Consider the following 12,688-nt stretch of genomic DNA (forward strand, 5'->3'; position numbering starts at 1 on the left):
CGGCGGCTAGCCCGTCGGGCAGGTCGCCGCGGCCTGGCGCAACACCCCGGTCGACGCCTGGTCCACCGGCAGCGCGTACCCGCGTAGCACGGCGATGAACTGCATGGCGTACTGACACGCGAACGCCGCGTTCGGCGGCATCCACTGCGCCGGCGCCGAATCGCCCTTGTCCTGGTTTGCCTGCCCGTCGACGGCCAGCAGGTTGGCGGGATCGTTGGCGAAACGCAGCCGCTCGGGGGCGGGCCAGCCGTAGGCACCCATGTCCCAGGCGTAGGCGAGCGGGACGATGTGGTCGATCTGGACGGATTCGCCGACCTTGGGGCCGCGCTGGAACGCGATGGTCTTGTTGGTGTACGGGTCGTGCAGCGTGCCGGTGGCCACGGCGTCCGGACACCGCTTGACCGAGACGTAGGTCTTGTCGACGAGATCGCGGTTGAGGATGTCGTCGCGGGTGTCGCATCCGTTGTGCCCCAGGGGCGCATCGTTGTCGTCGTCCCAGGCGTCGCCGAACGCCGACCGCAGGTAGTCGTAGCGGTGCATGCGCAGGGGTAGGACGGCGATGCCTCCGAGCACATCGGTGCCGGGCTGCACCGTCGGAACATCGGCGCGCGCGGCGTATTCGGCGGAATGCCGGGCGGTCGAGGACCCAACCGTCTGATAGGCCACCAGCAACGCGATCGCGGCCGCCGCGGCCAGCCACAGCAGCACCTTGCGGTTCACGACTTATCCAGGTATTCGATCCGGTCGGTATCGGTGAATCGCGCGGCCAGCACGGCCAATCCGGGGTTGGTGCGGTCGTCGGTGTAGGCCTGGACGCAGAAGTCCCGGGCGGCCTCGATGTACTCCTGATGCTCCGCCAACGACAGCAGCCTCAGCGTGATCGCCTTGCCGGACTGGTTGCGGCCCAACACATCTCCTTCCCGGCGCTCCTTGAGGTCGAGATCGGCCAGGGCGAAGCCGTCCAGCGTCTCGGCCACCGCACAGAGCCGCCGGCCGGCCGGCGAATTCGGCGCGGACCAGCTGGCGAACAGGCACAGGCTCGGATGCCGGCCGCGGCCGATCCGGCCGCGCAGTTGATGCAACTGGCTGATCCCGAACCGGTCGGCGTCCATCACCAGCATCACGGTGGCGTTGGGGACGTCGACGCCCACCTCGATCACGGTGGTGCACACCAGCACGTCGAGGTCGCCGGCCCGAAAGGCCGCCATGGCGGCGTCTTTCTCCTCGGCCGACAGGCGCCCGTGCATCAGGCCCAGCCGCAGGTTCGCCAGCTCGCCGGAGCGCAGCCGGGCGTAGAGGCCCTCGGCGGTTTCGGGCGCCTTGGCGTTCTGCTCCTGCTCACCCGGGTCGTCGCTTTCGTCGATGCGCGGCGCTACCACGTAGGCCTGGCGGCCGGCGGTGACCTCCTCGATGATGCGCTGCCAGGCCCGGCCCAGCCACGCCGGCTTGTCCTTGACGAAGATGACGTTGCTGGTGATCGGCTGGCGCCCGCGCGGAAGTTCGCGCAGCGTCGAGGTTTCCAGGTCCCCGTACACGGTGAGCGCGACGGTGCGCGGAATCGGCGTGGCCGTCATCACCAGCAGGTGCGGTGTCACGCCGGGACGAGCTTTGGCCCGCAACTGATCTCGCTGTTCGACGCCGAAGCGGTGTTGTTCGTCGACCACCACCATGCCCAGGTTGTCGAATTCCACCGCGTCCTGCAGCAGCGCGTGCGTGCCGACGACGATGCCCACCTCACCGCCGGCGATCTCGGCCCGGATCTGCTTCTTCTGCGCGGCGGTCATCGAACCGCTCAGCAGCGCCAGCCGCGTGCCGGTTTCGGCACCACCGAGCTGCCCCGCCATCGCCAAGGGGCCGAGCACGTCGCGAATCGATCGAAGATGTTGTGCGGCAAGCACTTCCGTCGGAGCAAGCAGCGCGCACTGATATCCGGCGTCGACCATCTGCAGCATCGCCAGCACCGAGACGATCGTCTTGCCGGAGCCGACCTCGCCCTGCAGCAGGCGATTCAGCGGTCGGCTCGCCGCCAACCCGTCGGACAGCACGCCGAGGACTTCGCGCTGCCCCGCGGTCAGCTCGAAGGGCAAGCGGCCCAACAGTTCCGCGGCCAGACCGTCCGGGCGCGGCGGCGCCGGCGGCCCCGACTCCGACAGCTCGCCGTGGCGGCGGGCCACCAGCGCCCACTGCAGGCCGACGGCTTCGTCGAAGGTCAGACGTTCCCGGGCCCGCTGCCGCCGCGGCTCGCTCTCGGCGAGGTGGATGTCGCGCAACGCCTGGTCTTCGGAAACCAGGCCGAACCTTTCGCGCAGTTCCTCGGGCAGCGGATCCGGCACCGGGTCGAGCACGTCGAGCACCTGGCGCACCGAGGAGAAGATGGTCCAGCTCTGTAATTTGGCGCTGGCCGGATAAATCGGGAAGAAGTGGCGTTGGTAAGCGTCGGCGATGTCTTCGCCGGAGGTGGCGTGCGAGACGTCAGCGATGCTCTTCAGCGATGCGGTACCGCGATTCTTACCGTCCTGCCGGTCGAGCAGCAGAAACGCCGGGTGGGTCAGCTGCATGACGTTCCTGAAGAACCCGACCTCTCCCGAGAGCATTACCTTGGTGCCTTTTGTCAGGTCCTTTTTCAGGTAGTTCGCGTTGAAGAAGGTGGCGGTCACCTTGCTGCGGCCCGAGCCGAGGGTGATGCGGTGACACACCTTGTTCGGGGTCTTCTTCATCGGAAACGTCTCGGTCTCGGCGATCGTGTCGATGATCGTGACGTGCTCACCGGCCGGCGGCCGTTCGTCGTCGGCGCCCCAGCGGCTGGCCCCCTCGGTGTAGCTGCGCGGGTAGTGCCGCAACAGGTCGTCGACGGTGCGGATGCCGAACACCTCGTCGAGCGGGCCCGCAACTTTGGCGCCCACCACGAAGTCCAGCCGGTCGCTCAGCGACACCATCGCTACTCGACCCCGATCAGCAGGGTGTCGCCGTGGTGGCCGGTGCGGTAGGTGACCAGTTCGGTCCCGGGGTGGTGATCGTGCATGTGTTCTTCCAGGATGTCGCTGACGGCGCCGGCGTCATCGTCGGTGTCGACGCCGGCGCCCAGCAGCACCGTCACCAGATCGCCGCCTGAGGCCAGCAGCAGATCGAGCAGACCGATCGCCGCCCCGACCGCGTCGGCGGCCACGATCAGCACCTCGTCGCCCGCGATGCCCAAGCCGTCGCCGGGGCGGCAGCGACCCGCCCAGGTCAACGCGCTCTCCGTGGCGATGCGCACCGAGCCGTGCCGCGCCGAGCCGGCGGCGCGGGCCATGGTGTAGCCGTCGTCCACCGCCTGCCGGTCGGTTTCGTGCACGGCCAGCGCGGCCAGCCCCTGCACCATCGACCCCGTCGGGATCGGCACCACGTCGATCCCCCAGCCGATGGCGGCGGTGCAGCCGGCCACCAGCTCCTCGGCCGCCACATAACCGTTGGGCAGCAGCATGACCTGGGCGGCGCCGGTGTCGACGACGGCCCGCATCAGCTGGTGCGCGCTGATGCTGGTGGCGCCATCGTGCGCGGCCGCGTCGCGCTTCAGCACGCATGCGCCCTCGCCCGCGAACAGGTCGGCGGCGCCGTCGCCGTCGACCACCGCCAGCACGGCGCGCTCCCGCGTCCAGCCGCCGGCGGGCAGCCCGGGGGTGCCGGAGCTCAACGCCGAGATGACGATCCGGCTGAGCCGCCCGGCCGCCAGCCCGGCCTCCACGGCGGCGCCGGCGTCGTCGGTGTGCACGTGGACCGAGTACGTGTGCCGCGTGGACGACGGCGCGGAGGCGATGCCCACCGAGTCGCCCAGCTCCCCCAGCCGGTCCCGCAGCGCGTCCGCCGCCGGAGGCTCGCAGTCGTCCAGCCGGTACATCACCTCGAACTGGGGCGCCGGACGCTGCGGGGACGCATCCGGCTGGGGCGCCCGCGGCGACAGCTCGTACACCGCGCGGGCCGGCGCGGGCCCGGCGATGGTGGAGCGCAACGCGTCCAGCAGGACCAGCAGGCCGCGTCCGCCGGCGTCCACGGCGCCGGCGTCGGCCAGCACGTCGAGTTGCTCGGGGGTCTTTTCCAGCGCGACCACCGCCGCGTCGCCGGCGGCGATGACGGCCGGCGCCAGCCCGTCCCCGGCCCGGGCGCACTGCGCAACGGCGTTCGCGGCAGCCCGCAGCACCGAGACGATGGTCCCGGGGATCTCCTCACCCCCCATCGAGCTGATGACCAGCTCCACGCCGCGGTGCAGCGCCGCAGCCAGGATGACGGCGTCGATGTGGGGCAGCTCACCGCCCGCGTCGGCGGCCGCGGCCGCGGTGACGTCGGCGACGCCGCGCAGGATCTGGGACAGGATCACCCCGGAATTGCCGCGGGCGCCGTTCAGCGCGCCGGCCGACAGCGCGGCCGCGGCGCGGGCGCAGCAGGGTGAGCCGCCCTCGGCACCGGCGCCCAGATTGGCCTCGGCCAGCGCCGAACGCATCGTGAACAGCATGTTGGCGCCGGTATCGGAGTCGGCGACGGGGAAGACGTTGAGCCGGTTGATCTCGTCGATGTGCGTGATCAGGTCGCTGACGGCGGTGTGCGCCCAGTCGCGCAGGGTGATCGCGTCCAGGAGACGTTCCTGCGACGTATCGGCAATGCCCAGGGTGACCCACCTCCTCCGCACCAGTCCCGCGGTGGGCGCCAGCGTAGCCCGGCGACGGAGCCGCTGTGTTCAGTTGCTCCGCGCCGTTGAGAATGATTGAGCAGCGAGCATCAGATCCACCTGATCGAGGTAGTCCTCGACGCCATTCACCCCCGCAAGAATAAACCGCGGGAGTGCTTAATAGCCCTGCCGGATACCGGGATTGGCCTGCCCCACAAGCATGCGCTGATTGCTGCCGTCGCGGCTCACCCCATAGCGGCTCATCTGGTAGTTGATCGACGCGCAGGCCGCCGCCACCGGATCCCACGCCGAGTTCGACGTCCCGGCCTGGTGAAACGCCGCGAACGTATCCGGCATCATCTGCCATGGGCCCCGCGTCGCGTGCAGCGGGCCGCCGTCGAGCTGGGATGGCCCGTAGGCGTTGCTGTCTGAGAGGTTGATCGCGTCCGAGTGGAACTGGGTCTCGTGATCGGCGATGGTCATCATCCCCTCGATCCAACGGCCACGAGCCGGCGCGTCGGTGATCCCTATCCGCGTCAGCGCCTCCTCGAGGTAGCCGCGGGTCGCCTCCGGTCCATCCGGCCACGCTCCCCGACCATCGAAGGCCACCTCGGGCAGCTGGATCCCGGGTCGCACTGCGGCGGCCGCGGGCACCGCGACGGGAGGACCGCCGGGCTGCCACCACGAGGCCGCAGCACCGGCTTGCCCGGGCCACGACGCCTTCGGGCCCAGCCCGCCCTGACCCGTCGGGCTGTTACCCGAGGTACTGCCTATTGCGACGCCGCCCAGCGCCGCCACCACCAGATAGGCCACCGCGACGCGGCGCACCCGCGAGACCAACCGTCGTATCCCCGCCCGAGCGCCCCGTCGATCGTCGACGCGGGTACACCCGGCGGTGTCTTCGGCGCGCGCATCCACCCCGCGCACTCCCCTCAAGCCTGCCGATGTTGCTCCCAGCCTCATCCGCAGCTCCGCGCAGGCCGGCGCCGCCGGAAAAGGCCTTCAGCCAGCCCGGCGCAGGGTCAAAGTGCCAACGAAGGCAGCGACCGCGCCGAACATCGGCGGCGCCGCCATCCTAACGGCCATGCACGCAGGTAACCCGGGTTCGCGGCGGTACTGTGAGCGACTACATGTTCGTGGCCCAGGGGGTCCTGGCGCACAATCCGCCCCGGCGGGCCCAGGGTCGGCCGTCGACGGTTTTGGTGGTTACCACGACAGTCGGTATTCTGGTCGGGCCCGGGTGAACCTGGGCTGTCCCGGCCAGATTGCCGGACCCCCGAGATTTGAGGAGCTTGAACAATGGCCGCTGTGTGCGACATCTGCGGGAAAGGCCCCGGCTTCGGTAAGTCGGTGTCGCACTCCCACCGCCGCACCAGCCGCCGGTGGGACCCCAACGTCCAGACCGTGCACGTCGTCACCCGCCCGGGCGGCAACAAGCAGCGGCTGAACGTGTGCACGTCCTGCATCAAGGCCGGCAAGGTCGTCCGCGGCTAGGGGCCGCAGCTACATCACGACGTGCCCGGCGTCGACGGGCACCGACACGCCCGTCACATAGCGGGCTTTCGGGCCGGCCAGCCACAGCACCGCCTCCGTAACGTCCTGCGATTCGACCAGCGGCACGTCCGGCAGCAGCATCTGGGAGACGGCAGGATTCGGGTTCTCCAGCATCCGGTTGACGACGAAGTCGTTGAGGATCATCGGCGTCATCACCCCGGCCGGGTGGATCGAGTTGACCCGAATCTTGTGCGGCGCATAGGCATTGGCGGCCGAACGCATCAACCCCACCACGCCGTGCTTGGACGCGGCGTAGGCGAACATCGCGGAACTGCCGTCGCCGCCCCGGCCCGTCAAACCCTGCGACGAGCTGATCATCACGATCGAGCCGCCCCGGCCCTTGCGGATGATCGACGGCACCGTCGCGAGCAGCGTGTGCCAGACCCCCTTCAGATTCGTGTCCACGATCGAGTTGAACACCGGCTCGGAATGGGCGTCGGTGTCACCGATCGCGACCACTCCCGCGTTGGCGATGACGATGTCCACCTCGCCGATGGTGTCGATCGCGCCCTGCACCCCGGCCTCCAGCTGTGCCAGGTCGCGTACGTCGGCGACAACGGGCACGGCCTTGCGGCCCGCGGCTTCGACCAGCCGTACGGTCTCCTCGAGATCGGCCTTGGTCCCCAACGCGTAGGGGATCGCCTCGAGATCGGCGCAGATGTCGACGGCGATGATGTCGGCGCCCCGCTCGGCCAGCGCCACGGCGTGGCTGCGGCCCTGGCCGCGCGCGGCGCCGGTGATGACGGCGACCATGTTCTCGAATTCGCCCATGACTACACCTCCAATTTCGTGCCGGTCTCGTGTTCGGCGAAGGCCACCAGCCGCGCGGCCGTGTCGTAATCGCAGGCGAGCGGCGTGCGGCCGATGAGCACCGGGCCGCCGCGCAGCCCGAACCTGCCGCTGACCCCGACGTAGCTGCCCGGCGGAATCGGCTCGCTGATGCAGTAGAGGGTGGGCGCCGCGCCTTCGTCGATGTCGTTGGCCAACCGGTCGGCCACCGCTTTGACCCCCTTGTGGGCCAGCGACATCAGCGGCGAGTCGCCCAGGTTCGACAGGTTCGAGGCCACCCAGCCGGGGTGGGTGAGCTGCGTGACGATCGGCGATCCGGCCGCGCGCAGTCTGCGGTCCAGCTCCAGCCCCCACAACATGACCGCGAGCTTCGACTGCGCGTAGGCGCCCAACCGGGTCCACTTGTGCCGGCGCAGGTGCAGATCGTCGAGCCGCAGCGTCGCCGACCGGTGCGCGTCGGAGCCGACGTTGATGATCTGCGAGCGCACCTTGGCCAACAGCAGGTTGGTCAGGGCGAACGGCCCGAGCAGGTTGGTGCCCAGCGTCATCTCGAAGCCGTCGACGGTCTCGGTGCGCCGGTCGGTCAGGGCGCCGGCGTTGTTGATCAGGATGTCCACCGGCTCGTCGATCAGGGCCGCGAAGGCGCGCACCGACGACAGGTCGGCGAGGTCGAGCTTGACCACGCTGGTCGAGCCACCCATTTCGGTGGCGCGTTGCTCGCCGAGTTCGGTGTTGCGCACGGCCAGGATCACGTGCGCGCCGGCTTTGGCGAGCGCCCGCGAGGTGCCGAGCCCGACGCCGTTGGTCGCTCCGGTCACGATCACGCGCTTGCCGGTGAGGTTGCCGAGCCGGCTCGGCGTCCACGGTAGGGTCACGGCGATCAAGAGTAATCGTCGGTTCTATGTAAATTGGACCGGTTCTGCCAACATGGCGGAACAGAGCGGAAGACTCCCGAGGCGGTTCGACATGAGTGACAGCGCCACCGAGATCACCAACCTCATCTACACCTATGCGCAGCTGCTCGACGGCGGCGACCTTGACGGGGTGGCCCGGCTCTTCGAGCACGGCCGCATCTGCGGAATGGAGGACGGCCCGCCGGAGACGGTGTTCGCCGGTGCCGCCCGGGTGCGGGCGATGTATGAGATGGCCACGCGGATCTACGACGACGGCACCCCGAAAACCAAACACAACACCACCAACGTGCAGCTCCACATCGACGAGGCGGCGGGGACCGCGCACAGCACGTCGTATTACTGCGTCACGCAGGCCACCGCCGAGCTGCCGCTGCAGGTCATCGTGACCGGGCACTACAAGGACACCTTTCACCGGGTCGACGGCGCCTGGTGCTTCGACAGCCGCACCATGTTCGTCGACCAGGTCGGCGACGTCAGCAAGCATCTGAAGTTCTGAGCGCGTGGCAGCCCCGAGCCCGTTCGACCCGGCCGCCGTCAAGGCCGACGCCCAGCGCAAGGAGGCGCTCACCGATTGGGGCCCCGGCAAATTCGACGCGCCGCTGGGCGTCTTGCTGGACGAATATGCGCGCGCCGATCTCAACGCCATCGGCGTGCACATCCTGCGGTCGGGCATCGTGCACAGCCTGCGGATGCGGCTGCGCGCGCAGGAGTGGATAGCCCGCCATCCGGAGATTCTCGACGAGCGGGTGGCCGCGCCGATCGTCGTCGTCGGGATGATGCGCAGCGGGACCACGCTGCTGCAGCGGCTGCTGGCCGCCGACCCGCGCTTCGTCTGCGCGTACGGCTGGGAGGTCGTCGAGGTCGCGCCGCGGCTCGGCCATCGGTTCGGCGGGGTGGATCCCCGGATCGCGATCAGCCAGGCGCGCGAAGCGAAATCCCGCGAACTGGCACCGGAATTGTTCTCGATCCACCCGATGTACGCCACCGAAGCCGAGGAGGAGATCGTCTTCCTGGCCGACGCGTTCCTGTCGCATGTCCCCGAGTCCGGCGCGCATCTGCCGCGGTACCGGTCCTGGCTCGACGACCAGAACTTCTCCCCCGCCTACCGCTACCTGCACCGCATGCTGCAGTTCCTGCAGTGGCAGAAGCGGCAAAGCCTGCCCGAGTCGGGCAGCCAGCCTCGGCGATGGGTGCTTAAATCGCCTGCGCACCTTGGGTATTTGGATCTCCTGCGGGCCGAGTTTCCCGATCTGCACCTGGTGCACATGCATCGTGACCCGCGCACCACGATCGCGTCGGGCGCCGGCCTGAACGCGACCCTGCATGCGATGTACGCCGACACCGTCGATGCGCACCGCGTCGGTGCGCAATGGCTGGAGCGGATGGGTTGGACCAACGATCGGGCGATGAGGATCCGCGACCGCTGGTCCGATGACGGCGCCCGGGTCACCGACATCGGGTTCGACGAGGCGGTGGCCGACCCGATCGGTCAGGTGGCCCGCGTCTACGACGCCATCGGGATACCGCTGACCGCGCAGGCCGAACAGGCGATGCGGCGCTGGCTGGCGCACCGTCCCCGCGAGGCGGCGCGCCCGCCCTACGGGCTGGCGGATTTCGGCCTGCGGCCCGAGCAGGTCGACGAGCGATTCACGTTGTACAACAAGCGTTTCGGACAGCACATCGGAGGAACAGCGCATGCCTGATGACCCGGTCGCGACGGCGTCCCAGCACGAGCAGGAGCTGGCGGCCCTCGACCTGATCGAACACCCGACCGTCAAGGCCGCCTACCGCACGGTCGCCGAGACGTGGCTCGGTCGCGCCAAGGCATCCGACGCGATGCGGGAGCGGTTCGACGACGCGTTCGCCGAGGTGATGTTCTCGGCGGCGGTGTGGTCGTCCAATCAGGACAAGCTGCGGCCCAAGGTCAGCTGCATCACCCGGCTCGCGCACCCGGTGGACGGCCGCCGGATCCCCGGATCACGTTGGGGCATCGACAATCCCGACAGCGTGTACAGGGTGATCCCGATCTCCGGTGACGAACGGTACGAGATCCACGGCCGGGTCGGCGAGCACCGCATGACCGAGAACTACTTCACGCTGTGGGATGCGAACATGGGCACGGTCGCCGTGCTCAACGGCCGGACCATGCGGGTCGACTCCGACGGCGGCTACACCATCACCGTCGACGCCGACCCGGCCAACGGGCGGCCCAACCACGTGCAAACCTCGCCGGAGGCCCACGAATTCTACATCCGCGACGTGCTGTTGGACTGGGGCCGCGACGACCCCAATTACATTGAGGTGCAACGGCTTGGCGGCCCGCCGGCCACCCCGGCGCGCACGCTCGACGAGCAGGCCGAGGCGACCGCGGCGATGATGGACTACTTCGCCAACTTCACCGGCAAGCTCAGTCACGGCGTGTACAAGATGCCCGCCAACCACTTCAACCTGGCCTGGTCGGCCGATAAGGTCGGCGCGATGCGCAACCAGGTCTACGTGATGGGGCGGTTCGACCTCGCCCCCGACGAGGCGTTCGTCGTCGACCTGAATGACGGTGGCGCCGAATACTTCACGGTGCCGCTGAGCAACATCTGGGGCACGACGCTCGATCTGGTCGACCGCACCGGCAGCCTCAATAAGGCGCAGTCGATGGCCAACGAGGACGGCACCTACACCTACGTGATCTCGCCCGTCGATCCCGGCGTCGCGAACTGGATCGACTCCGACGGCTTGCGGGAGGCCATTTTGACCCTGCGCATGGCGGAATTCGGCGAGGGCGGTCCGCGGGAAGACCTCGGGGCGCACGGCAGGGTGGTCAAGCTGGACCGGCTCGACGCCGAGGTGGCGCACCTGCCGCGGGTCAGCTCACAGCAGCGCGCGACCGAGCTGGCCGAGCGGCGCACGGCCTATCTGCGCCGCCTGCCGGAAGGGACGATCTGACGATGTCGCGCTGGCTGATCACGGGCTGCTCCACGGGTTTTGGCCGCGAGATCGCGCGCGCCGCACTGGAAGCCGGCCACAGCGTGGTGGTGACCGCGCGGCGGGCCGAGGCGGTCACCGATATCGCCGACGAATTCGGGGATCGGGCCCTGCCCGTCGCCCTCGACGTGACCGACGCCGCGCAGATCGCGGCGGCGGTGGCCGCGGCCGACGAGGCATTCGGCGGCATCGACGTCCTGGTGAACAACGCCGGTCATGGTTACCTGTCCTCGGTCGAAGAGGGCGAGGACGCCGAGGTGCGAAAGTTGTTCGACGTCAACTATTTCGGTGCGGTCGACATGATCAAGGCGGTGCTGCCGGCCATGCGCGCCCGCGGGTCGGGGCACATCATCAACATTTCGTCGATGACCGGTCTGGTGGCCAACCCGCCCAACGCCTATTACTCGTCGACCAAGTTCGCGCTGGAGGCGGTGACCGAAGCGCTGGCCGCCGAAGTGCGCCCGCTGGGCATCAAGGTGACCGCGATCGAGCCGGGCGCCTTCCGCACCGATTGGGCGACGCGGTCGATGAAGGAATCCGGCAGCCCGATCGCCGATTACGCTGACGTGGCGGCGCGCAAGGACCTGATCAAGCAGTTCGCCGACCACCTGCCCGGGGACCCGCGCAAGGTCGCCGAAGCGGTGCTCATGGTGACCACGCTCGACGAACCGCCACTGCGACTGCTGCTGGGTCGGGACGTGCTGAAGGCCATGCGGGACAAGATCGCTGCGATGTCGGCCTCGATCGAAGAGTGGAAGGCCGTCACGAAGGACGTCAATTTCCCGGAGTCGTGACGGCGGTTGCCGCGACACGTAACCGACGCACACGACACGCCGCGGGGCATGTGCCAGGTTTACGTCTCGAGGGCGGTAAGCCCGTCACTCCCGCACGATGAGGACCGTCTTGCCGGCGCGCCTGCCGCTGTCCCGGCTTTCGAATGCTTCCCGACCCTCGTCGAGCGCGAACGTCTGGGCGATCGCGACGTGCAATCGGTCGCTGTCGACCAGCGCGGCAAGTTCGTCAAGCTGTTCCCGGTTCGGCGTGACGATGAAGAAGGTTGCGCTGACGCCGAACTCGTCGGCCCTGCCGGCGGGAGGCGGTTCCGACAGGGTGACAAGGCGGCCGCCGCGGCGCAGCACGCCGTAGGACCGTTCCAACGTCTGGCCGCCGACCGTGTCGATGACGACGTCGTAGCCGGCACCCGTTTCGTCGAACGCTTCGGCGCGCACGTCGATCACCCGCTGCGCGCCGCACCCGCGAAGAAGGTTGGCGGTGTCGCTGCGCACGGTGGCGGTCACGTGGGCGCCCAGCAGCGCAGCCAGCTGAACCGTCAACAGGCCCACACCCCCGGCACCCCCATGCACCAGCACGGTCTCACCCGGTTGCACGGCGGCGTGGTCGACCAGGGCCTGCAGGGCGGTCAGACCGGCCAGCGGCAGCGCGGCGGCGGCGGCGTGCGAAACGGTCGCGGGTTTGGTCGCCAGGTCGGCCGCCGGTACCGCCACGAAATCGGCCGCCGCGCCGTCGCGGTCGAACCCGATCAACCCGTACACCTCGGCGCCGGGCGCGAAATCCATGACGTCGCCGGCAACCGCTGTGACCACACCCGATACCTCGTGTGACGGAATCACCGGGACGCGGCTCGCACCGTCGCGGGTCCAGGTCTCCTCCCACGTCAGCTCGTCGAAGGTAATCCCGGCCGCGTGCACGGCCACCAAGACCTCACCCGCGGCCGGCACCGGCCGCGGCGCCCGTTCGAGCACCAGCTGCTCCGGGCCGCCCCGCCGGTGCGCCCGCAACGCGGTCATCA

12 protein-coding genes are annotated in these 12,688 nt (G+C 69.4%); 5 read left to right on the forward strand and 7 right to left on the reverse strand.

Going from position 1 to position 12,688, the window contains the following annotated elements; all coding sequences use genetic code 11:
- Positions 1-6: 6 nt before the first annotated feature.
- From A5688_RS01825 to A5688_RS01840, 4 genes are all read right to left on the reverse strand, one after another.
- Positions 7-720 (reverse strand): HNH endonuclease family protein, encoded by a 714-nt coding sequence (locus A5688_RS01825; RefSeq protein ID WP_067835437.1) that lies wholly within the window; start codon positions 718-720, stop codon positions 7-9.
- Entirely contained in the window at positions 717-2,936 is a 2,220-nt protein-coding gene (gene recG / locus A5688_RS01830) for an ATP-dependent DNA helicase RecG (RefSeq protein WP_067911998.1), read from the reverse strand. The genes A5688_RS01825 and recG overlap by 4 nt, the downstream gene beginning before the upstream one ends.
- A 2-nt stretch (positions 2,937-2,938) precedes the next feature.
- On the reverse strand, positions 2,939-4,609 hold the full coding sequence (locus A5688_RS01835; protein ID WP_207546580.1) for a DAK2 domain-containing protein: 1,671 nt from the start codon (positions 4,607-4,609) through the stop codon (positions 2,939-2,941).
- Between the two features lie 210 nt (positions 4,610-4,819).
- Positions 4,820-5,482, reverse strand: coding sequence for a hypothetical protein (locus tag A5688_RS01840; protein ID WP_347559118.1), 663 nt, complete (start codon positions 5,480-5,482; stop codon positions 4,820-4,822).
- Between the two features lie 459 nt (positions 5,483-5,941).
- Between A5688_RS01840 and rpmB the strand changes: the two genes are divergently transcribed.
- Positions 5,942-6,136 carry a 50S ribosomal protein L28 gene (gene rpmB, locus A5688_RS01845; protein WP_046185726.1) on the forward strand — a complete coding sequence of 65 codons (195 nt, stop codon included), beginning with the start codon at positions 5,942-5,944 and terminating at the stop codon, positions 6,134-6,136.
- 9 nt (positions 6,137-6,145) lie between these two features.
- Here rpmB and A5688_RS01850 read toward each other — a convergent pair whose 3' ends face one another.
- A complete protein-coding gene (locus tag A5688_RS01850; protein WP_067912001.1) occupies positions 6,146-6,967 on the reverse strand; it encodes a mycofactocin-coupled SDR family oxidoreductase in 822 nt (273 codons plus the stop codon).
- Between the two features lie 2 nt (positions 6,968-6,969).
- A complete protein-coding gene (locus A5688_RS01855; protein WP_067912157.1) occupies positions 6,970-7,860 on the reverse strand; it encodes an SDR family NAD(P)-dependent oxidoreductase in 891 nt (296 codons plus the stop codon).
- A gap of 91 nt (positions 7,861-7,951) precedes the next feature.
- Between A5688_RS01855 and A5688_RS01860 the strand changes: the two genes are divergently transcribed.
- From A5688_RS01860 to A5688_RS01875, 4 genes are read left to right on the forward strand one after another with little or no spacing between them, the layout of a single operon-like run.
- Complete coding sequence (locus A5688_RS01860; protein WP_067835443.1) at positions 7,952-8,395, forward strand: nuclear transport factor 2 family protein; 444 nt, start codon at positions 7,952-7,954, stop codon at positions 8,393-8,395.
- Positions 8,396-8,399: 4 nt separating this feature from the next.
- Positions 8,400-9,602, forward strand: coding sequence for a sulfotransferase family protein (locus tag A5688_RS01865; RefSeq protein WP_067912004.1), 1,203 nt, complete (start codon positions 8,400-8,402; stop codon positions 9,600-9,602).
- Positions 9,595-10,839, forward strand: coding sequence for a hypothetical protein (locus A5688_RS01870; protein ID WP_067835448.1), 1,245 nt, complete (start codon positions 9,595-9,597; stop codon positions 10,837-10,839). The genes A5688_RS01865 and A5688_RS01870 overlap by 8 nt, the downstream gene beginning before the upstream one ends.
- 2 nt (positions 10,840-10,841) lie before the next feature.
- Positions 10,842-11,672 carry an oxidoreductase gene (locus tag A5688_RS01875; protein WP_067835450.1) on the forward strand — a complete coding sequence of 277 codons (831 nt, stop codon included), beginning with the start codon at positions 10,842-10,844 and terminating at the stop codon, positions 11,670-11,672.
- Positions 11,673-11,756: 84 nt separating this feature from the next.
- Here the strand turns inward: A5688_RS01875 and A5688_RS01880 are convergent, their stop codons facing one another.
- Positions 11,757-12,686: an NADP-dependent oxidoreductase gene (locus A5688_RS01880; protein WP_067912164.1), complete on the reverse strand. Its 930-nt coding sequence runs from the start codon at positions 12,684-12,686 to the stop codon at positions 11,757-11,759.
- Positions 12,687-12,688 lie beyond the last annotated feature (2 nt).

The organism is Mycobacterium mantenii, assembly GCF_001667865.1.
GTDB classification, from domain to species: Bacteria; Actinomycetota; Actinomycetes; order Mycobacteriales; family Mycobacteriaceae; genus Mycobacterium; species Mycobacterium mantenii_A.